Origin of the sequence: Streptomyces sodiiphilus (assembly GCF_039529215.1) — a bacterium.
Classification (GTDB): domain Bacteria; phylum Actinomycetota; class Actinomycetes; order Streptomycetales; family Streptomycetaceae; genus Streptomyces; species Streptomyces sodiiphilus.
In genome coordinates, this window is the sequence record NZ_BAAAMJ010000068.1 from 110000 (window position 1) to 131916 (window position 21917).

General features: G+C 71.2%; 15 protein-coding genes. 7 read left to right on the forward strand and 8 right to left on the reverse strand.

Annotated features, from left to right (window positions below):
- Window position 1 precedes the first annotated feature (1 nt).
- From ABD299_RS22330 to ABD299_RS22345, 4 genes are all read left to right on the forward strand, one after another.
- Window positions 2-1303 carry a carbohydrate ABC transporter permease gene (locus ABD299_RS22330; protein ID WP_344265647.1) on the forward strand — a complete coding sequence of 434 codons (1302 nt, stop codon included), beginning with the start codon at window positions 2-4 and terminating at the stop codon, window positions 1301-1303.
- Window positions 1300-2226, forward strand: coding sequence for a carbohydrate ABC transporter permease (locus ABD299_RS22335; RefSeq protein WP_344265650.1), 927 nt, complete (start codon window positions 1300-1302; stop codon window positions 2224-2226). Before ABD299_RS22330 ends, ABD299_RS22335 begins: the two co-directional genes overlap by 4 nt.
- A gap of 155 nt (window positions 2227-2381) precedes the next feature.
- On the forward strand, window positions 2382-4298 hold the full coding sequence (locus tag ABD299_RS22340) for a stealth family protein (RefSeq protein ID WP_344265652.1): 1917 nt from the start codon (window positions 2382-2384) through the stop codon (window positions 4296-4298).
- A gap of 59 nt (window positions 4299-4357) precedes the next feature.
- Window positions 4358-6163 carry a stealth family protein gene (locus ABD299_RS22345; RefSeq protein ID WP_344265654.1) on the forward strand — a complete coding sequence of 602 codons (1806 nt, stop codon included), beginning with the start codon at window positions 4358-4360 and terminating at the stop codon, window positions 6161-6163.
- A gap of 13 nt (window positions 6164-6176) precedes the next feature.
- On the opposite strand, the gene ABD299_RS22350 is transcribed toward ABD299_RS22345, so the two are convergent.
- Entirely contained in the window at window positions 6177-6599 is a 423-nt protein-coding gene (locus ABD299_RS22350; RefSeq protein ID WP_344265657.1) for a hypothetical protein, read from the reverse strand.
- A 307-nt stretch (window positions 6600-6906) separates the two neighbouring features.
- On the opposite strand from ABD299_RS22350, the gene ABD299_RS22355 reads away from it, so the two are divergent.
- Window positions 6907-7680 (forward strand): GntR family transcriptional regulator, encoded by a 774-nt coding sequence (locus tag ABD299_RS22355; protein ID WP_344265660.1) that lies wholly within the window; start codon window positions 6907-6909, stop codon window positions 7678-7680.
- 77 nt (window positions 7681-7757) lie between these two features.
- On the opposite strand, the gene ABD299_RS22360 is transcribed toward ABD299_RS22355, so the two are convergent.
- From ABD299_RS22360 to ABD299_RS22370, 3 genes are all read right to left on the reverse strand, one after another.
- Complete coding sequence (locus ABD299_RS22360) at window positions 7758-12770, reverse strand: NAD-glutamate dehydrogenase (RefSeq protein WP_344265663.1); 5013 nt, start codon at window positions 12768-12770, stop codon at window positions 7758-7760.
- A gap of 307 nt (window positions 12771-13077) precedes the next feature.
- Window positions 13078-13758 carry an HAD family hydrolase gene (locus ABD299_RS22365; RefSeq protein WP_344265666.1) on the reverse strand — a complete coding sequence of 227 codons (681 nt, stop codon included), beginning with the start codon at window positions 13756-13758 and terminating at the stop codon, window positions 13078-13080.
- An 82-nt stretch (window positions 13759-13840) separates the two neighbouring features.
- The gene (locus ABD299_RS22370; RefSeq protein WP_344265669.1) at window positions 13841-14329 is read right to left on the reverse strand and encodes a DUF6912 family protein; all 489 of its coding nucleotides are present in this window, start codon (window positions 14327-14329) and stop codon (window positions 13841-13843) included.
- Window positions 14330-14520: 191 nt separating this feature from the next.
- On the opposite strand from ABD299_RS22370, the gene ABD299_RS22375 reads away from it, so the two are divergent.
- A complete protein-coding gene (locus ABD299_RS22375) occupies window positions 14521-14961 on the forward strand; it encodes an Rv3235 family protein (RefSeq protein WP_344265672.1) in 441 nt (146 codons plus the stop codon).
- A 100-nt stretch (window positions 14962-15061) separates the two neighbouring features.
- Here the strand turns inward: ABD299_RS22375 and secA are convergent, their stop codons facing one another.
- On the reverse strand, window positions 15062-17890 hold the full coding sequence (secA, locus tag ABD299_RS22380) for a preprotein translocase subunit SecA (RefSeq protein ID WP_344265675.1): 2829 nt from the start codon (window positions 17888-17890) through the stop codon (window positions 15062-15064).
- A 162-nt stretch (window positions 17891-18052) separates the two neighbouring features.
- Here secA and ABD299_RS22385 point away from each other — a divergent pair, with 162 nt between their 5' ends.
- A complete protein-coding gene (locus tag ABD299_RS22385; protein WP_344265678.1) occupies window positions 18053-19246 on the forward strand; it encodes a winged helix-turn-helix domain-containing protein in 1194 nt (397 codons plus the stop codon).
- A gap of 7 nt (window positions 19247-19253) precedes the next feature.
- Here the strand turns inward: ABD299_RS22385 and ABD299_RS22390 are convergent, their stop codons facing one another.
- The 3 genes from ABD299_RS22390 to ABD299_RS22400 form a co-directional block, all read right to left on the reverse strand.
- Window positions 19254-19946, reverse strand: coding sequence for a response regulator (locus ABD299_RS22390; protein ID WP_344265681.1), 693 nt, complete (start codon window positions 19944-19946; stop codon window positions 19254-19256).
- A 150-nt stretch (window positions 19947-20096) separates the two neighbouring features.
- A complete protein-coding gene (hpf, locus tag ABD299_RS22395; RefSeq protein WP_344265684.1) occupies window positions 20097-20789 on the reverse strand; it encodes a ribosome hibernation-promoting factor, HPF/YfiA family in 693 nt (230 codons plus the stop codon).
- 315 nt (window positions 20790-21104) lie between these two features.
- Window positions 21105-21893: a ComF family protein gene (locus ABD299_RS22400; protein WP_425581394.1), complete on the reverse strand. Its 789-nt coding sequence runs from the start codon at window positions 21891-21893 to the stop codon at window positions 21105-21107.
- Window positions 21894-21917 lie beyond the last annotated feature (24 nt).

The following is a 21917-nucleotide window of genomic DNA, read 5'->3' on the forward strand; positions in this document are numbered from 1 at the left end:
CATGGCATCCGGCGGCCCGGCCGTCATCCGGGCACGACCATGGGCTGTCGCCCTCTTCCTGCTCCCCGCCATGGTGCTGCTGGGCGCCCTGGTGGTCTATCCGATCGGCTACTCGGTCCAGCGGAGTCTGTTCGACGCCGCCGGCACGGGGTTCGTCGGCATGGACAACTACCGGGAGCTGTTCACCAACCCGGGGATCCGCCAGGCCCTGCAGAACAACCTGATCTGGATCGCCGTCGCCCCGGCGGTCGCCACGGCACTCGGCCTGATCTTCGCCGTGCTGACCGAGCGGATCCGCTGGGGCACCGCCTTCAAGCTGGTCGTCTTCATGCCGATGGCGATCTCCATGCTGGCGGCGGGCATCATTTTCCGGCTGGTCTACGAGGCCGACCCGGACCGCGGGATCGCCAACGCCGTCCTGACGTCGGTGCACGACGCCTTCTCCGAGGGCGCGCCGTGGCCGGACGCGAGGCCCCGGCCGGACGGCGAACTGGCTCCCGGCGGCGACGGCTCGTTCGTCGCCCAGGCACCGGCCGAGGCCGGTTCCCCGGTCCTGCTGCCGCTGGTCGGCGTCCCCCCGCAGAAGGCCGAGGGCGCCGAACAGGCCAAGCCGGCCCCGGAGGTGGCCGGTGAGGTCACCGGCACCGTCTGGCTCGACTTCGCGCCGGGAGGTGGTGGCGAGCCCGATGTGATCGACCCCGGCGAGAAGGCGCTGGCCGGGATCGAGGTGGAGGCCCTCCGGGACGGCCGGGTGGTGGCCACCGCGACCACCGCTGAGGATGGCACGTTCGCACTGCCGGCGGAGGCCGACGGCGCTCAGCTCCGGCTGGCCGCCACCAACTTCGCCGCGTCCTTCAACGGCGTGGACTGGCTGGGCCCGACGCTGGTCACCCCCGCGATCATCGGCAGCTACGTGTGGATGTGGGCGGGCTTCGCGATGGTGCTCATCGCGGCCGGCCTGGCCGGGGTACCGCGGGAACTCATGGAGGCGGCCCGGGTGGACGGCGCCACCGAATGGCAGGTCTTCCGACGGGTGACCGTCCCCATGCTGGCCCCCGTGCTGGCCGTGGTGATGGTGACCTTGATGATCAATGTGCTGAAGATCTTCGACCTGGTGCTGATCATCCCGCCGGGGTCCACCCAGCCCGACGCGAACGTGCTGGCCCTGCAGCTGTATCTCTCGTCCTTCGGGACCGGGGCGAACCAGGGCGTGGGCAGCGCGATCGCCGTGTTCCTTCTCCTGCTGGTGGTGCCGGTGATCGTTCTGAATGTGCGGCGACTGCGACGGGAGGCACAGCGATGACCGCCCCCACTCCGACCGACCGCCTGCCCGACCCGGTCTCGTCGCCCCGGCCGGCGGAACCGGCCGTTCCGCGCCGGTCGCTCGCCTCGCGACTCGTGGCGTACACCGCCGGCGGGGCGGTACGCGTGATCCTCGTTGTGCTGGCCCTGCTGTGGCTGCTGCCCACCATCGGGCTGCTGGCGTCCTCCTTCCGCGATCCGCGGGACATCGCCTCCACCGGCTGGTGGACGGCGCTGATGGAGCCGTCGCAGTGGACCGCCACCAACTACGCGTCGCTGCTGGAGAACGACGCGTTCACCGGGTCGCTGTGGACGACGGTCGTCATCACGCTTCCCGCCACCGCACTGGTGGTGATCTTCGGCGCACTGGCCGCCTACGCCTTCGCCTGGCTGGACTTCCCCGGCCGGGACTGGTGGTTCCTGCTGGTCGTCGCCCTGCTGGTGGTGCCGATCCAGGTGGCGCTGATCCCTGTCGCCCGGCTGTTCAACACTCTCGGCATCTTCGAGACGACGTTCGGCGTGGTGGTCTTCCACGCGGCCTTCGGGCTGCCGTTCGCCATCTTCCTGCTGCGCAACTTCTTCATGGAGATCCCACGGGAACTCCTGGAGGCGGCGCGGCTGGACGGTGCCGGGGAGCTGCGGCTGTTCACCCGGGTCGTTCTGCCACTGGGCGGCCCGGCGATCGCGGCGCTGGCGATCTTCCAGTTCCTGTGGGTCTGGAACGACATGCTGGTCGCCCTGATCTTCGCCGACTCCGGCTCGCCTCCGGTGACGGTGGCGCTGCAGCAGGAGATGCGCCAGTTCGGTGCCAACATCGATGTGCTGGCACCCGGAGCGTTCCTGTCGATGATCATCCCGCTGGCGATCTTCTTCGCCTTCCAGCGGCAGTTCGTCTCCGGACTCATGGCGGGGGCGGTGAAGTAGCAGCGGACGCAACAGAACACCCGAACAGGTGAAATACGGGGAGCGAGTGGCCTGTTGGCCGTAACCTGGGCGCCCCTGGAGGCATTGGCGGTTCAACGGGTGTCACCGGCCCCGCCCCGACCGGGGCGGCCCCGGCCCGGTGACACCCACGGACCGTGCCCCCAGGAGTCGTCATCGCCACCCGCACGCCTCGACACGCGGCCTCGGCGGGCTCGGCCGCCGAGGCCGCTCCGCTCGTCCACCGCTACCGCCGTCTGCTGCCCCGGCCACTGCGCCGGCTGCTGGTCCTGCTCACGCCCGACCGCATCCGCGCCTGGCTCAAGGGCCGTGCGAGCGCAGCGGTGCGCGTGCCGCGGGCGCTGCGCCGGGCCGGGGTGCTGGAGTCCGGCGGCTGCCGGGTGGTCGTGGACCGCGGCCGCGCCCGCCCCGCGGTGGTGAGCGAAGCGCTCTCCCCCGTCCTCGCCCGGGACGAGAACGAACGGCTGGTGTGCGCGGCGCTGGAGGAAGCCGGGATCGACCACTTCGCGGTGCGCGGCTACCAGAACACCTCGGCCGCGGTGGGCGTCTGCGCGGACGACCGGCCCCGCGTCGAGGCCGCCCTCGCCGCCCTGTGCCGCCGCGTGCCCGGGTACCTCTCCCCGCCCCGGCGCGAGGAACGGACCCCGCAGGCCATGCGCTGGGGCGGCACGGCGGGTGCCTGGCAGCGGCTGGCCGCCCAGCCGGTGATCCGTTTCACCTGCTTCCGGACCGATGCCGGCGGGGCGCTGGTCCTGGGCGGCAGGTACGGCTGCGACATCGAGTTCTGGGAGCGGGCCGGTGACCGGCTCACGGCCCCCCGCCCCAACCGGGTCACCGCCGATCTGCCCGCGGCCGCGGATCCCGTGCGGGCTCCCGGCCACCTGTTCAGCCGGCTCGCCCCGTACACCCCGGGCCGGCATCCGCGCCCACGGGTGCGCACCCGGCCGGAGTTCACCAGCCCGCTGCCCGACGACATCGGCTTTCCCATCGACGTCGTGTACACCTGGGTGGACTGCGACGACCCCGGCTGGCGGCAGCGACGGGCCCAGGTCACCGACCGGCCCTATCACGCGGAGGCGGCCAACGATGCCCGCTACCTCAATCGCGACGAGCTGCGCTACTCGCTGCGCTCCCTGCACCTGTACGCCCCCTGGGTGCGCCATGTCTACGTGGTGACCGACCGTCAGGCTCCGGGCTGCCTGAACCTCTCGCACCCGGACGTCACGCTCGTCGACCACCGGGAGATCTTCCGTGACCCGGACGCGTGCCTGCCGACTTTCAACTCGCACGCCATCGAGACCCAGCTGCACCACATCGACGGCCTCGCCGAGCACTTCCTCTACTTCAACGACGACGTCTTCCTCGGGCGCCCGGTGGTACCGCAGGACTTCTTCTGCCCCAACGGCATCACCAAGTTCTTCCCTTCCCGCGCGCTGGTCCCGCTCGGCCCGCCGAGGGCGGACGACATCCCCTCCTCCGTCGCCGGCAAGAACAACCGCGCGCTGCTCGAGAACCGGTTCGGCACGGTCATCACCCAGAAGATGAAGCACACCCCGCACGCCCTGCGGCGCAGCCTGCTGGCCGAGATCGAGGCGGAGTTCCCCGAGGCGCACCGGAGGACGGCGGCCTGCCGCATCCGCAGCATGACCGACATCTCGGTGCCGTCCGCACTGCACCACTACTACGCCTTCCAGACCGGCCGGGCGGTACCGGGCAGCCTGCGCTACCTCTATCTCGATCTGGCCCATCCCGACATGGCCCCCAAGCTCGACGCGCTGCTGCGCCAGCGGAGCCATCACACCTTCTGCATCAACGACACCGAATCCCGGGCGCAGGACGCACCAGATCAGGCATCGCTGCTGCTGCCCTTCCTGAGGTCGTACTTTCCGCAGCCGGGCCCGCTGGAGGCCTCCGTCCCGGTCCGCCGGCGGCCTCGGCCGGAGGACGGCTCCGGTGCCGGGGCACGCGACGGCGCGCCGCTCCTGCCCCCCCGGCACGGATCAGGCATTGTTGCCCGGAAAACGGCAAGACGCAGGGAGAGGAACGTAAAGTAGTCGTACGACGTTAATCGGTGTACAAGCACATGAATCCCTCCAAGGAGGAGATCCGAAGGATGACCACCGCACGCACACAGGCCGAGGCTCCGGCAGCCGATTCCGGCTCGCGCAACCCGGAGTCGTCGCTGCTGGTCGCGCTCTACCGGCGCGCGGTACCGGTGGCCGCGAGACGGGCCGTGGCCGGGCGCTTCTCACCTCAGCTGCGTGCCACGGTCAAGCGCTCGCTCGCCTCCTCCCAGGCCCTCGCCGACCGCATCGCCGAGCAGCGCTCCGAACGTGCCGCCCGCCTCTACCCGGAGCTGTTCGCCGGCGACGACCGCCGCCTGGTACAGGTGGCCCGTCAGCCGCGGGCCGCCCACGTCCGGGAGTTCCCCAGCCCGCTCGCGGCACACACCGAGTCCCTGGAAATGGTCCGGGACGCGCTGGCCGCCGAAGGCGTGACGTACTTCTGTGTGCGCGGCACCAACGCCTCGGTGGCCACCATCGGCGTGCCGGAACCCGAGCGGCCGCGCGTGCTGCGCGCACTGACGGCGCTGTGTGCCCGGACAGCCGGCTACACCCGGGTGCGAAGCCTGCCGCTCGGCCCGGGCCGGCAGAGCGTGGTGCTGGGCGACTCCCCCGTCGCTCGCCGCCACTTCACCCGCGCTTCGGTGATCCGCCTGCACTGGTACTTCACCGACCGGCACGGCAGCCACGCCGTCGGCGAACGCAACGGCTGTCACGTGGAGTTCTGGCAGCCGACCGCGCAGGGCACGCTGGTCGCCACGCGGCGCAACCAGTGCACCGACGAGGTCGCCGCCGATGCCCCCACGACCCAGGTGCCGCTCGCCAGGATGACCCAGCTGCTGCCCTACGGTGCCGCCACCACGACCAAGGTGGAGACGCTGCCGGAGTTCTCCCAGCCGCTCACCGAGGACGTGACCTTTCCCATCGACGCCGTCTACACCTGGGTGGACGGCTCCGACCCGGCCTGGCTCGAGCGGAGGGCCGCCTGCTCGGGCGAGACCTATCACACCGAGGCCGCCAATGCGGCCCGCTACCTCAGCCGGGACGAACTGCGCTACTCACTGCGCTCGGTGCACCAGTACGCGCCCTGGCTGCGTCACATCTACCTGGTGACCGACGATCAGACCCCGGACTGGCTGGACACCTCCCACCCGGGCATCACCGTCGTCAGCCACCGGAACATCTTCTCCGACCCCTCGCTGCTCCCCACCTTCAACTCGCACGCCATCGAGAGCCAGCTGCACCACATCGACGGCCTCGCCGAGCACTTCCTCTACCTCAATGACGATGTGTTCTTCGGACGCCTGACGCTTCCCCAGAACTTCTTCCTGGGCAACGGCCTCCCGCGCTTCTTCCTGTCCAAGGCGCACATCCCGCACGGGCTGCCGTCCCCCGACGACGTGCCCGTGTCGGTCGCCGGCAAGAACAACCGCGCGCTGCTGGAGGAGCGCTTCGGCGCCGTCATCACCCAGAAGATGAAGCACGTCCCGCACGCGCTGCGCCGCAGCGTGCTCCAGGAGATCGAGGAGGAGTTCAGCGACCGGCACCGCGCCACGGCCGCGAACCGGTTCCGCGATCTCGACGACCTCTCGGTGACGTCGTCCCTGCACCACTACTACGCGTTCCTGACCGGCCGGGCGATCCCCAGCTCGATCCGTTACGACTACTTCGACCTGGCGCATCCGCACACCCCGACCCGGCTGGGCCGCATGCTGGCCGCCCGCAACCGGGTCGTCTTCTGCCTGAACGACACGGTCTCGGACGAGACCGACCTGGACACCCAGCTGTCGGTGATGGAGCCGTTCCTGCGGGCCTACTTTCCCTTCCCCAGCCCCTACGAGCGCCAGGACCGGTGATCCGGGCCCGGCCTCAGCCGTGCTCGGCCGCGCACCGGTGCCCGGGTACCAGGCAGACACAGCCGGCCGGGTCCGGGCAGAGCCTGACCGCACCGGCCGGCACCCGGGCCGTCCGCAGGCAGCGCACCGGCCGCGCGGCCCACTCCCACCGGCTCCCGTCCTCGGCGTGCAGCAGCAACTGGTACCCCTCCCCGGCCCGCAGCCGCATGACGGCCTCCCACTGGCCGTGATCGAGCCAGTGCACGGCGCGCACCGCGTGCTCCCGGGCGAAGCCGGGCAACAGCGTGCGCACCGACCGCCGCATCCAGATCAGCGCCTGCTCAGGCCGGTCCGCGGCACGGGTGTGCCGCAGCGAGCCGCCGCCGGGCAGCCGGGGGTGGCGGAACAGTTCGCACCACCAGCCGGGCCGCACCAGCTGCGGGTCACGGCCCTTCATGTCCGGGCCTCCGGCACGGCCGGGGAGCGGCGCGCGGCCGGGAGGGGCCACCGTGCCGGGGACGGGAGCAGCGGTGGCGGGAGCACGGGAGACACGGCGGGACATCACCTCGTCGGGAAGGACCTTGCCGGGGCGGACATTACTTCTCTTCGCAAAAAGCGGCAAGGTCGGTCCGGGTCTCAGGACACGCGCAAGCCCGGGCCGGCAGTCGGCGGGCACCCGGCGGTGCCTGCCGCCCGGCACGGGTCGGCACAATGACGGTGCCGGAACCGGCAGCGGCCGACCCGACCTGATGAACGGATGAACTGTGCCCAAGGCGGATGAGAACGCGTTCGACCGGCGCTCACTGCACGAGCGCATCGCCGCGGACCTGCGCGACGAGATCATGTCGGGCGACCTGGCACCGGGGGCCAGCCTGCCGTCCACCGCCCAGCTCAAGGAACGGTTCGCCGCCTCGAACGCCACCGTGCAGAAGGCACTGAAGATCCTGAAGGACGAAGGCCTGGTGGTGGGCCGGGCCGGGGCGGCGGTGACGGTGCGCAAGCACCGGGTGCGCACCATGAGCCCTGCCGCCTACATGGCGCCCAACGCCCCGGGCGAGCCGTACCGGTGGCTGACCGAGGCGGAGCGCAGAGGGGTGCGCGCCGCCAGCAGGCTCCTGACGGTCACCGAGGCCGAGCCGCCGGCGGACGTCGCGCAGGCGATGCGGCTGCCCCCGGGGGAACGGGCGCTGCTGCGCCGCCAGCTGCTGCTGTTCGAGGACGAACCGGTGGAACTGGTCGCCTCCTACTACCCCCTGGAGATCGCCCGCGGCTCCGCCATGATGGAGCACCGCAGGATCAAGGGCGGTACCCCGACCCTGCTGGCCCGGCTCGGCCATCCGCCCCGGGTCAGCGTGGACACCGTATCGGCCCGGGTGCCGACCCAGGAGCAGTACACGGCCCTGCGGCTGCCCAGCAACCTGCCCGTGCTGCGGACCCTGCGGGTCGTCTACGGCGACGGGGACCGGCCGATCGAGGTCACCGTGATGGCGAAGGCCGGCCATCTGTACGAGCTGCGGTACGAGTTCACCCCGCAGTGAACGGCCGGCCGCTCCGGGCCGCCCCGCCCCGCCCTGCCGGAGCGGTGCAGCCGGAGGGAGAGGCGGGGCGATGACCGTCAGCGGTTGCTGCGCAGCAGCGTGCGCATGGTACGCATGGCCACCGAGAGATTCGCCAGATCGAAGGTGTCGGAGGTCTGGATCTCCCGCAGCGTGGCGCGCGCCCGGCTGAGAATCGCGAAGTTGCGCCCGGCCCAGGCGGCGAACCGTTCCTCCGGGTCGGCGTCCGTGTCCCCCGCGGCCAGCACATCGGCGGTGATCAGCTGGTGGGCCGCGTACAGGTCCTCGCGAATCGCCGTGCGGGCCATCGAGTGCCAGCGGTCCGCGCGCGGCAACTCACTGATGCGGTCCTGCAGCTGCGAGATGCCCAGCTGATCTCCCAGGTGGTAGTAGACCTCGGCGACATCCAGCAGCTCCCGGCCGGTACGGTCGGCCACGGCGACCACGTCCAGCGCGGGGAAGACGGCCGAGAAGCCCGCCACGTGCTGGGCCAGGTCGGCCGGCACCCCGGAGCTCTTCAGCTCGTCGAAGATCCGGTTGTACAGCTCCAGATCCTGGCCCCGCAGCAGCTTGGGCAGTTCCTGCCAGACCCGGGCGACCCGGTCGGCGAAGAACTCGATGGTCTCGGCCAGCTGCAGCGGCTGCGGCCGGTTGTTGAGGAGCCAGCGGGCCCCGCGCTCGACCATGCGGCGGGAGTGCAGCCGCATGCGGGTGAGCACCGCGGTTTCCACCTGGTTGTCCAGCTGCTCGATGGTGTCCCAGATCGCCCCCAGGCCGAAGATGGCCCGGGAGGCCGTGTGGGCCCGCACGATCTCCTCGGTGGAGGCCCCCGACTCCTCGTGCATCCGGTGCACGAACGACGAACCACCGACGTTGATCGTGTCGTTGACCAGCAGAGTGGTGATGATCTCCCGGCGCAGGGTGTGCTCCTCGATGCGCTCGGGGAACCGTTCACGCAGCGCCTTGGGGAAGTACGCGTACAGCAGCCGGGTGACGTAGGGGTCGTCCGGCAGACCGGTCTCGATCAGCTCGTCGGTGACGACCAGCTTGGCGTAGGCGAGCAGCACCGCGAGCTCGGGCTGGGTCAGGCCCTGGCCGGCCGAGAGCCGCTCGGCGATCTCCTCGTCGTCCGGCAGGAACTCCAGGCCCCGGTCCAGCCGCCCGCTCGTTGTGAGCCGGCGCATCAGCCGCTGATGCGCCTTGAGCAGACCGGGGGCATTGGCCTTGGAGTTGGCCAGGACGACGTTCTGCGCGTAGTTGTTCCGCAGCACGATCCGGGCCACGTCCTCGGTCATCTCCGCGAGCAGGGCGTTGCGCTGCTTCACCGTCATGTCGCCGTTGTGGACGACAGCGTTGAGCAGGATCTTGATGTTCACCTCGTGGTCGGAGGTGTCCACGCCGGCGCTGTTGTCGATGGCGTCGGTGTTGCAGTGGCCGCCCGCCAGGGCGAACTCGATCCGGCCGAGCTGGGTCATGCCCAGGTTCCCGCCCTCGCCGATGACCTGTGCCCGCACATCGCGGCCGTTGACCCGGATAGCGTCGTTCGCCTTGTCGCCGACGTCCGCGTGGGTCTCCGTGGAGGCCTTGACATAGGTGCCGATGCCGCCGTTCCACAGCAGGTCCACGGGGGCGCACAGGATCGCCTGCATCAGCTCCGCCGGTGTCATCGACGTGACGGAGCCCTCCAGGCCGAGCGCCTCGCGCACCTGCGGCGTGACCGTGATCGACTTGGCGGCGCGGGAGTGCACGCCGCCGCCCTTGGACAGCAGCGAGCGGTCGTAGTCGTCCCACGAGGAGCGCGGCAGCCGGAACAGCCGGGCGCGCTCCGCGAAGGAGACCGCGGCGTCCGGCTCCGGGTCGAGGAAGATGTGCCGGTGGTCGAACGCCGCCACCAGCCGGATGTGCTCCGACAGGAGCATGCCGTTGCCGAAGACGTCGCCGGACATGTCACCGATGCCTGCCACGGTGAAGTCCTGGGTCTGGGTGTCGTGCCCGAGCTCCCGGAAGTGCCGCTTGACGGACTCCCAGGCACCCCGGGCGGTGATGCCCATGCCCTTGTGGTCGTACCCGGCCGAACCGCCGGAGGCGAACGCGTCGCCCAGCCAGAAGCCGTAGGACGCGGCGACCTCGTTGGCGATGTCGGAGAAGGCCGCGGTGCCCTTGTCGGCGGCCACGACAAGGTAGGTGTCGTCCCCGTCGTGCCGCACCACGTCCCGTGGCGGGACGACCCGGCCGTCCACCAGGTTGTCGGTGATGTCGAGCATGCCGGAGATGAACGTGCGGTAGCACTCGATGCCCTTGGCCAGCCAGGCGTCCCGGTCCGCGGCCGGGTCGGGCAGGCGCTTGCCGACGAAGCCGCCCTTGGCGCCGACCGGCACGATGACGGTGTTCTTGACCTCCTGTGCCTTCACCAGCCCCAGGATCTCGGTCCGGAAGTCCTCCCGCCGGTCGGACCAGCGCAGCCCGCCGCGGGCCACCTTGCCGAACCGCAGATGGACTCCCTCGACCTCCGGGGAGTACACCCAGATCTCGTAGGCCGGACGAGGCTCGGGCAGATCCGGGATCGCCTGCGGGTCGAGCTTCAGGGAGAGGTAGGGGTGCGGCTCCCCGCTGCCGTCCGGCACGGCCTCGCCGTCCACCCGCTGGAAGTAGTTGCACCGCAGGGTGGCCTTGATGACCGTGAGGAAGGCCCGCAGGATGCGGTCCTCGTCGAGGTTGGAGACCTGCTCCAGGGCACCCTCCAGCTCCTCCAGAAGACCGTCGGTCAGCTCCCGGCCGGCCCGCTGCCGGTGCGGGGACAGGCGCGCCTCGAAGAGGCTGACCAGCAGCCGGGTGGTGTGGATGTTGCGGCAGAGGGTCGCCTCCATGTTCTCCTTGGAGAACCGGGCCCCGGCCTGCCACAGGTACTTGGCGTAGGCGCGCAACACCATGGCCTGCCGCCAGCTGAGCCCGGCGGACAGGATCAGGGCGTTGATGCCGTCGTTCTCCGCGGCGCCGGTCCAGGCGGCGGCGAAGGCATCCTGGAAGCGCTGCCGGGCGTCACCGCCCAGCTCGCCGGCGAGGTGCGGCGGGATGCGCAGCCCGAAGTCGTAGATCCATGCTGTGGGGCCCTGGCTCGGGCGCAGCTCGTAGGGGCGTTCGTCCACCACCTCGACGCCGAGGTTCTGCAGCACCGGCAGCACCGCGGACAGCGATACCTGCTCACCGGTGCGGTAGATCTTGAACCGCCGCTCCCCCGGGCCGGCTCCGACCGGCTCGTAGAGCGAGAGGGCGAAGTCCGCCCCCTGCCCGTCGGTGCGCAGCCCCACGATGTACTGGAGATCCGCCACCGCGACACGGGGCGAGAAGTCCGCCTTGTATCCCTCGGGGAAGGCGTGCGCGTAGCGGCGGCCCAGCTCCGCGGCGTGCTCCTCGCCCCACTCCGACAGCAGCGCGTCGCTGAAGCCGTCCGTCCAGGAACGGGAGGCCTCGGCGAGCCGGGACTCGACGCGGTCGATGTCGGTGTCCGTCAGCTCGGCCAGCTCCGTGCCCGGTTCCACTCGGATCACGAAGTGCAGCCGGGACAGGACCGATTCGGTGTTCCAGGCGGTGAAGTCGACGCTGGTGCCGTTGAGCTCGTCGTTCAGGATGTCGGTAAGCCGCAGCCGCACGGTGGTGGTGTACCGGTCGCGCGGCAGGTAGACCAGCGCGGAGTAGTACCGGCCGTACTCGTCCTGGCGCATGAAGAGCCGCAGCCTGCGCCGCTCCTGCAGGTGGAGGACGGCGGTGACGGTCGAGCGCAGCTTGTCGACCGGCGCCTGGAACAGCTCGTCGCGCGGGTAGGTCTCCAGGATCTGCAGAAGATCCCGGCCGCTGTGGCTGTCGGGGGCGAACCCGGCCGCGTTGAGCACCTCGGCCACCTTGCGGCGGATGACGGGAACCCGGCGCACCGACTCCGTGTAGGCCGCGGAGGTGAACAGGCCGAGGAAGCGCCGCTCTCCCACCACCTTGCCGTCGGCGTCGAACTTCTTGACTCCGACGTAGTCCAGATAGGAGGGGCGGTGCACGGTGGCGCGGCTGTTGGCCTTGGTCAGGATCAGCAGCTTGCGTTCGCGGGCCTTGGCCCGGGCCGAGGGGGCCAGCCGCCGGAAGGCCGGGGACGGCGGCCGGGCGCCCGGCGGTTCCGGACAGTCCGGATGCCCCTGGGGGTGGTGGCTGGGGTCGGAGCGGAGGATTCCGAGCCCGCTGCCGGGCACGGCGGTCAGCACGTCCCCCTCGCCGCCGTCGTCCTCGCGGGCCAGGTCGTACTCGCGGTAGCCCAGGAAGGTGAAGTGGTCGTCGGCCAGCCAGCGCAGCAGCTCGCGGGCCTCCTCCACCTCCTGGGTGCGCAGCCGGTCCACGGACGGCTCGCGGGGCAGCTCCTCGGCGATGCGCAGCGCGGCGTTCCGCATCTTCTGCCAGTCCTCGACGGACTCGCGCACGTCGTTCAGCACACGCCGGAGACCCGCCTCGATGCGCTCGAGGGTCTCGTGATCGCTCTCCCGGTCCGTCTCGACATGGATCCAGGACTCGGTGACGGCGTCCGGCGGCAGTTCCTCCGGGGTGTGCGTGGAGGCGCGCTCGCCGTACGGGTCCCGGCCGGCGTCCAGCACCTCCAGCAGCTTCCCGGTGACATCACGCCGCACGATCATCTGCGGGTGGATCACGATGTGGATGCCACGGTCCTGCCGTGACAGCTCATTGGTGACGGAATCGACCAGGAACGGCATGTCGTCGGTGACGACCTCCACCACGGTGTGGCTGCACGTCCAGCCCATCTCGTCGACAGTCGGCGTGTACACGCGGACGTTCGCGGTCCCCTGCGGCCGGTTCTCCGCCAGCCGGTAGTGCGACAGGGCCGCGCCGTAGATGTCCACGGGATCACGGTCGGCCAGGTCCTCCGGAGAGATGTAGAGGTAGTAGCGCTGGAGGTAGGCGTTCAGGGCCGCCGTGTCCATCCGGAGCGCGGGCTGCGCCCCGGCCGGGCCTTGGCCGGCGACATCGGCCGCCTGCGCGAGCAGTCCGGCCTTGGCTTCGTCCACCTTGCTGTGCATGTGCTCTGGCTCCTGTCGCGCGCCGTTGCGTGACGTAGGGGAAAGGTCACCGGACAGCGCTGGGTCTCGCGGACACGTGCTCCCGGCTCATCCGACCAGCGGCGATCGGCGTCCCGCGGGGTGCCGGGAGGCTCGGCGGAGGCGGCGCTGCCTCCGGTGGATATCGCACTGATCACGTAGGCAAGGCTATCCCGTCGCAGGCTGGGACCTCGTGGTCCGTAGGGGTACAAAATCCGCCCGGTGGCGTTGCGTGGACCACACAGCGCTCCTCACCCCGCGTGTCGCCACGCGCACCGGCCGCCCGGATTCAGCGGACCAGTCCGGTGGCCACCTCCACGGCCTCGTCCAGGGTGTCCACCACCGGCACCCCGGCAGCGGCCAGGCTGCGGCGGCTGTGCGAGCCGCCGGTGTGGAGCACCGCGTGGGCACCGGCGTGCGCGGCGGCCACGGCGTCGTCCGTGGCGTCTCCGATCACCACCACGCGCCCGGGGTCCACCCCCGCCAGCGACCGCACATGGCGGGCCATCTGCGCGGCCTTGCCGCGGACGGTGCCGCCACCGGTGTCACCGTCGACGCGGACGAAATGCCCTTCGATGCCGAGCCGGCCCAGCCACGGCAGCAGCTGGTCGTGCGAGGCCAGCGAGCACACCGACTGGGTCCGCCCGGCGGCCCGCCACTCCGCCAGCAGTTCCGCTGCCCCCTCGGCCAGCGCGGCGGTGTGCGACCTGGCGAGGTAGTGCCGGTGGAACGTGCCGTCCATGAGCTCCCACTCCTCGCCGGTGGGCAGCCGGCCGAGCAGCCGCTCGTAGAAGCGCGGGATCGGCACGCAGAACAGCTCCCGGTACCGCTCCAGCGTCAGACGCGGTATCCCGAGCTCGTCGAAGGAGGCGTTCGTCGCCTCCAGCACCACGTCGACGTCGTGGAGCAGCGTGCCGTTCCAGTCCCAGACGATGTGGGCCTGCGGGGAGGACGGTGGGCGGGAAACCATGGCGCCACGGTACGGGCCGGCACCGACAGCGGCCCAGTGGATTTCGCGCCGCTGCCCCGGGCCCGCTACCTTCCCGGCCGGGTCACAGCAGGCTGTCGATCTCCTGCACCGCGAACCACAGCAGCTCGTGGCCGAACGCCCCGTCCACGGCACGGCGGGCCTCGGCGTCGCCGTGCCCGGCCTCCTCCAGCGCCCGGACCGCAGCGGTGACATCGGGGACCGCCTCCGGCGCGTCCACGTGCACAGCGGCGGCCTTCGCCAACGGCACCGGGCCGGACAGCCGGACCTCCCCGGGCTCACCCGCCTCCACCACAGCGGCCAGGCCCTCGGGCACATCGGCAGCCAGCACCACCCGGCGGCGCGCGGCGCCCGGCTCCGCCGCCAGCAGGACCAGCGACGCCTCGGCGGCCTGCTCCAGCGCCGCGTACTCCAGCTCCTCCTCGCTCCCGGAGGGGAACCACTCGTGCAGTGCCGGGGTCACGGCCCAGGCGGTCAGCGGCGCAGGACCTGCCTCGCCCGTGCGGCGGAGCCGGTCGAGCCCGGGAAGAGTCAGGGGAAGGTACACGCGCATGGCGGCCGCTTTCGTGAGGGGGACGGCGGTCAGCATACGGCCCGGCCGCCACGCGCCGCACCGCGCCACCACCTTGCCCCTGCGTGTCCCCCCGACTACACTGCGCGAGAGTTACCGACCAGTAGCATGCGTGGGCCCAAGCCTCCGGCAGCCGGGCATCGCGGCATCACGACCACACGGGGCAGTCCGCCATGAGAACCAGAAAACGCAGCACGGCCCCACTGGGCACCGCGGGCCCGCCGGCCCGCGCCGACTCCCGCGGGCCGCGTACCTCCGGGCCGCGCCTTCCCGTCCGCTTCGACCGGCAACGGCCCCAGCGGTGGTTCGCCGAGCAGTTCGTCCTCGTACTCAGCGGCCGGCGCCCGGTGCACAGCCTGCTGGGCCACGTCCGGGCACCCGCCTACGAGCAGCTGTGCGGGCTGGCCCCGCTGGCTCCGCTCCGGCCCTCCGGAATCGACCGCGGGGAGCCCTCGCTGCGCGGGGTCGGCAGCTGCCGCCCCCGGCGGGGCGTCATCGAGGCGTTCGCCCGGGTCAGCACCGGTGGGCGCGTCCGGGCCATGGCCTTCCGGCTGGAGGCCGGGCGGGACGGCCGCTGGCAGTGCTGCGCGATCGAGCTCGACACCGGGAGGTGACCACCGGACGGCCGCGGACACGCCGAGGGGGCGCGCCCCGGACCGGACACTGTTGGTCCCGGACCGGACACGCCCCCTCGGGCACGGATGAGGCATCCGCTCACTTCTTGCGGCGCCGGCCGCCCTTCTGGGCCTTCCGGCGCTCGGCCCGGCTCATGCCGGTCCCCTCGCCGCTCACCGAACGCGCCGGTGCGGCACCATCGGAGGTGAAGTCACCCTCGACGACGCCGCCCTCGCCGTCCACCGTCGGGGCGGAGAAGTGCAGCCGGTCGGCCCGCTTGGGCGCCTCCAGTCCCTTGGCCAGGATCGCCGGACGGCCGCCACCGGCACCGGCGGGCACCGCCTCCTGCTCCGCCGGGGCCTCGCCCGCAGCCTCGACCGGAACCTCCTCGACCTTCCGCTCGACCTGGACCTCCAGGTTGAACAGGTAGCCGACGGACTCCTCCTTGATGCCGTCCATCATGGCCGTGAACATGTCGAAGCCCTCACGCTGGAACTCCACCACCGGGTCGCGCTGCGCCATGGCCCGCAGCCCGATGCCCTCCTGGAGGTAGTCCATCTCGTAGAGGTGCTCGCGCCACTTGCGGTCGAGGACCGAGAGCACCACCCGGCGCTCCAGCTCGCGCATGACCTCGGAGCCGAGCTCCTGTTCCCGCGCGTCGTACTGGGCGTGGACGTCCTCCTTGACGGAGTCGGCGAGGAACTCCGGCGTGAGACCCTCGCGGTCACCGACCGCCTCCTCCAACTCCTCCACCGTGACCTTGACCGGGTAGAGCTGCTTGAAGGCTCCCCACAGCCGCTCCAGGTCCCACTCCTCGGCGAAGCCCCCGGAGGTCTCGGCCTCGACGTACGCCTCGATGGTGTCGTCCATGAAGAACCGCACCTGCTCGTGCAGGTCCTCGCCCTCCAGCACCCGGCGCCGCTCGCCGTAGATCACCTCGCGCTGACGGTTGAGGACTTCGTCGTACTTCAGGACGTTCTTGCGGATCTCGAAGTTCTGCTGCTCGACCTGCCCCTGGGCGGAGGCGATCGCGCGGGTCACCATCTTGTTCTCGATGGGCACGTCGTCCGGAACGCTCGCCATGGCCATCACGCGCTCGACCATCTGCGCCTTGAACAGCCGCATCAGGTCGTCGCCGAGCGAGAGGTAGAACCGGGACTCTCCCGGGTCGCCCTGCCGGCCCGAACGGCCGCGCAGCTGGTTGTCGATCCGCCGCGACTCGTGCCGCTCGGTGCCCAGCACGTACAGGCCGCCGAGCTCCTTGACCTCCTCGAACTCGGCCTCCACCGCCTTCTCGGCGCGCTCCAGGGCCTCCGGCAGGGCGGCCGCCCACTCCTCGACGTGCTCGACCGGGTCCAGGCCCTTGCGGCGCAGCTCGGCCTCGGCGATCTCCTCGGGGTTGCCGCCCAGTTTGATGTCGGTACCGCGGCCCGCCATGTTGGTGGCGACCGTGACCGCGCCCTTGCGGCCGGCCTTGGCGACGATCGCCGCCTCCCGCTCGTGGTTCTTGGCGTTGAGCACCTCGTGCCGGACGCCGCGCTTGTTCAGCTGCTGCGAGAGGTATTCGGACTTCTCCACCGAGGTGGTGCCCACCAGGACCGGCTGGCCCTTCTCGTGCTTCTCGACGATGTCCTCCACCACCGCGTCGAACTTGGCGACCTCGGTGCGGTAGATCAGGTCGGCCTGGTCCTTGCGGGCCATCGGACGGTTGGTGGGGATCGGCACCACGCCGAGCTTGTAGATCTGGTGGAACTCCGCCGCCTCGGTCATGGCCGTACCGGTCATACCGGAGAGCTTGTCGTAGAGACGGAAGTAGTTCTGGAGGGTGATCTTGGCGAGCGTCTGGTTCTCGTCCTTGATCTTCACCCCCTCCTTGGCCTCGATCGCCTGGTGCATGCCCTCGTTGTAGCGGCGGCCGGCCAGGATGCGGCCGGTGTGCTCGTCGACGATGACGACCTCGCCGTCGATGACGACGTAGTCCTTGTCCTTCTTGTAGAGCTCCTTGGCCTTGATGGCGTTGTTCAGGTAGCCGACCAGCGGGGTGTTCACCGACTCGTAGAGGTTGTCGATGCCCAGCCAGTCCTCGACCTTGCTGACGCCGGAGTCGTGGATGGCGACGGTGCGCTTCTTCTCGTCCACGTCGTAGTCGCCGGTCTCCGCCTGCTGCTTGGTGGGAACGGCGGCCTCGCCCTTCTCCAGGCGCTGGACCAGCTTGGCGAAGTCCGCGTACCACTTCGTGGCCTGGTCTGCCGGGCCGGAAATGATCAGCGGGGTGCGGGCCTCGTCGATGAGGATCGAGTCGACCTCGTCGACGACCGCGAAGTTGTGTCCGCGCTGGACCAGTTCTTCCTTCGACCAGGCCATGTTGTCGCGCAGGTAGTCGAAGCCGAACTCGTTGTTGGTGCCGTAGGTGATGTCGCAGGCGTACTGCTCACGGCGCTTGGCCGGTGACATGCCCGCGGTGATGCAGCCCACCTCCAGGCCGAGGAAGCGGTGCACCCGGCCCATCCACTCCGAGTCGCGCTGGGCGAGGTAATCGTTGGTGGTGATGAGGTGAACGCCCTTGCCGGACAGGGCGTTGAGGTACGTCGGCAGCGTACCGACCAGGGTCTTGCCCTCGCCGGTCTTCATCTCCGCGACATAGCCCATGTGCAGAGCCGCGCCGCCCATGATCTGGACGTCGTAGTGCCGCTGGCCCAGAACCCTCTTGGCGGCCTCACGGACGGTCGCGAAGGCCTCGGGCAGCAGGTCGTCGAGACTCTCGCCGTCGGCGAGACGCCGGCGGTACTCGTCGGTCAAGGCCCGCAGCTCAGCGTCGGTCAGGTCCAGGAAGTCCTCCTCGATGGAGTTCACCTGGTTGGCAATGCGCTGCAGTTTGCGCAGGATCTTGCCTTCTCCTGCACGCATGAGCTTGTTGAAGACGGACACGAGGGCTGGTCTCCTTGCCGGTCGGGCCTGGCACGGTCGGGTGCTGGTGCGCGGGCACAGCGAGGTCGGTCCCGCCGCACCGGCCATCGTATGCGAGCAGAGGGACGACTGTCAGTGGTCGGCCCGGCACGACTGTCGGTGGCCGCCCCTACGATCACTGCCATGACTCCCGCAGACGCCCAACTCTCCGCCGCCGAGGCGCGGCGGATCGCACTGGCCGCCCAGGGGCTGCTGGGCCCCGTGGACCGCGGGGCGGGGGTGCCCGGCGTGCTGCGGAGACTGGGCGCGGTCCAGCTCGACACCATCTCCGTACTGGCCCGCTCCCACGAACTGGTGCCGTACGCACGGCTGGGCGCCGTGGGGCGCGCGGACGTGGAGGCGGCGTACTGGTCGGGCGGCCGTTCCTTCGAGTACTGGTCGCACGCGGCCTGCGTGCTGCCGGTCGAGGAATGGCCGCTGTTCGCCTTCCGGCGCCGGGCGCGCCGGGCCGGGGGGCGCCGCTGGCACTCCCTGGCGGACTCGGAGCGCTCGTGTGCCGCCGTGCGCGAGCAGCTGGCCGCGCGGGGCCCGCTGACCGCCTCGGAACTGGGCGGCGCGAAGCGGGGCGGCGAGTGGTGGGACTGGTCGGAGACCAAGATCGCTGTCGAGTGGCTGCTGGACACCGGCGAGGTGGTGTGCGGCGAGCGGCGCGGCTGGAAGCGGGTCTACGACCTGGCCGAACGGGCGATCCCGGACGCGCTGCTGCACGACGACCTGACGGACGCGGAGTGCATACGGCGGCTGGTGGCTCAGGCCGGCGTCGCGATGGGGGTGGCCACGAGGGCGGATCTGGCCGATTACCACCGGCTCACCGCCTCTCAGGTGCAGGCGGTGATCGCCGACACCGGGCTGGTGCCCGTGGAGGTCGAGGGGTGGGGCAAGCCCGCGTGGGCCGACCCCGCCGCGCTGGCCGCACCGCCGCGCGGCCGGCACCGCACGACGCTGCTGTCGCCCTTCGACTCCCTGATCTGGGACCGGCCGCGCACCGAGCGGATCTTCGGCTTCACACATCGCCTGGAGGCGTACGTCCCCCGGCCGAAGCGGGTCCACGGCTACTTCGCCATGCCGCTGCTGTCCGGCGGCCGGCTGCTGGGCCGGGTGGACCCGGCCCGGGAGGGCTCGACGCTGGTGGCCCGGCATGCCGCGTTCGAGGGGGAGCCTCGGCGGGCGAGGGCGGCCGTGCCGGCGATGGCCGAAGCGCTGTGGGAAGCCGCCGGCTGGACAGGGTGTTCCACGGTCCGGGTCGAACGCACCACCCCGGACGAACTGCACGCCGCCCTGGTCGCCGAGCTCGGGCGGGCCGGCGGCGGAAGCTGAACCGAGATCAGCCGATCTCCAGGATCTTCTCCCGCACCGCGTAGACCACGGCCTCCATACGGGAGTGCAGCTGCAGCTTCTCCAGAATGTTGCGGACGTGATTCTTCACCGTGTTCTCGCTGATGAAGAGCTCCCGGGCGATCTCCCGGTTGTTCTTCCCGGTGGCCACCAGCTTGAGCACCTCGATCTCGCGGTCGGTGAGCCTGGGCGCCGGCACCAGCGGGCGCTCGTCGGTGCGCTGGATCATCGCCTTGAACTCGGTCAGCAGTTTGGCCGCCATCGACGGGCTGATCTGCGACTGTCCGTCGGCCACCGCCCGGATCGCGGCCGTCACCTCGTCGGTGGAGATCTCCTTGAGCAGGTAGCCCGTGGCCCCCGCCTTGATCGCCTCGTAGAGGTCGGCCTCCTCGTCACTGATCGTCAGCATGACGATGCGGGCGCTGGGGGCGACTTCCTTGATGGAGGTGCAGGCCTCGATCCCGCCGCGCCGCGGCATCCGTACGTCCATCAGCACGATGTCGGGCAGCAGGTCGGCGGCCTTCTCCACCGCTTCCGCCCCGTCCCCCGCCTCACCGACGACGTGGATGTCCTCCTCCTGTTCGAGGACGATCTCCAGACCGCGCCGGAACAGCTCGTGATCGTCCACGACCAGGACCCGGATCGGCTCCCGGGAGGCCGCCGGCCCGAGGCTGTCCTCCATGCTTCCTCCCCCTGAAACGCAGTGGCGCGACGGCCGGGAGAACGGAGATCCCCGGCCGGTCGGGACATGATTCCACGGCGGCGCCCCCCGCCGGACCACTGTTCCGGCCAAGGGGCGCCGCCGTCCCGCAGGAGCGCACGTCCGGTGCGGTCAGCTGCCGAGAGCTCCACCGCCGTTGTGCGGCTCGCTCCGGGCGAGCGGGTCGGCCTCCAGGTGGATCACGCCGTAGTCGTAGGCGTGCCTCCGGTAGACCACGCTGGGCTGCTTGGTGTCGGCGTCGACGAAGAGGTAGAAATCATGACCGACCAGCTCCATCTCGTAGAGCGCCTGATCGAGTGACATGGGTGCCGCCTTGTGCGTCTTCTCCCGGACGACGAGCGGGCCCTCTCCCTCCACCTCCAGCGGTCCGGCCTTGCCCGTGACCGGGAGCTCCTCGCTCTCCGGCCGGCTGCCGAGTTCTCCGTTGCCGTTGATGGGGGCCGCGTCGGGGACGACCGCGGCAACCTCACTGGCCGGAATACGGCCCTTGCCCCGGCGGGTGCGGCGCTTGTCGTGCTGGCGGCGCAACCGCGATTCCAGCTTCTCCACCGCGAGGTCGAGCGCGCCGTAGGGGTCGGCGGCGGCCGCCTCCGCGCGGATCACCGGTCCACGGTGCCGCAGCGTGATCTCCACCCGGTCCGAGCGGTCCGCCAGGCGGGGGTTGAGTTCCTTGGAGACCTCCACGTCGAGGCGCGTCACCTTGCCATCGAGCTTCTGGATCTTGTCCAGCTTCAGCTTGTCGGCCACATGCCTGCGGAAACGCTCCGGTACTTCCGTCTTGCGGCCCTTGACGACGATGTCCACGCAGAACTCCGTTCCGGATGCGTTCACCTGTGCGGTGAACGCCTCCTTGGTGCAACTGTGCCGGGAACCGCCCGCTTCCACGGGGCCCGCCCGGCGCTGGGTCGGGTTGCGGTTGTCACCTCCTTATCCGCCTGGGGTCCATCGAAACCCCTGGGAAACAGAGAGAGACAGGGACGTCACACCATCGCAGGACATGTGCGTCCTGTCCGCCTGTGCGGTGATGGTGCAGCGTGTGCCCCATGACAGAAAAGTACCTCCGACGGCGGGGTCCGGGCACCCCTGACCGGCCCCCATCACTTCCCCGGGCGGCCCTTGTCACCTCCTGTGCGGGTACCCCGGCCGGCCCCCGCGCGGGGCCGCGGCCACCGCCGCGACCACTGCAGCGGCGGCCGGCCGCCCACCCGCCGCGCGCACCGCCCGGGCCGCCTCGGCGAGCGAGGCACCCGTGGTCAGAATGTCGTCGACCAGCACCACCACACCGTCGTCCGGCAGCCCGCCGACGGATGCCTCCAGGGCACCGGTGAGATTGGCAAGCCGCTGCACGGCCGTCAGCCCGGCCTGGTCGAGCACCGGACGCCGCTGCCGCAGCAGCGGCAGGACGCGGCACGGCACCCCCTCCCCTCGCAGCCGGCCGGCTGCCGCCAGGGCCATGCGCCGCACCGCGTCGTGGCCGCGCCGTGCCACGGCGGAGCGCGCCGAAGGCACCGGCACCAGCCACAGCGGGCCGCCCCGGCTGGCCCCGGCCGCCGCCCGCACCCCGTTGGCCAGGGCATCCCCCAGAGCGGCGGCCAGCGGCAGTGCCCCCCGCTCCTTGTGAGCCAGCAGCACGGCCCTGGGCTGATCCGCGTAGTGGGCCGCGGCGTACACCGGCGGCAGTCCGGCCGGGGCCGGGACCGGCCGCACTTCCCGGGCCGGTTTCCCGGACAGCTCGCCGCGGCAGTGCTCGCAGAGCACGACGGGCGGAGCACCGCACCCCGCGCACACCGCCGGCAGCACCAGCGCCCCGATCTCCCGCCACCATTCACGCACCGTCCCACCCTGACGGCCGTCGCCGCGCTCCTCCAGCGCGGGGAACCAGCACGCCCCCCGGGTGCTCTCCTCCACCGGCCGGACGGGGGACGGGGCGGT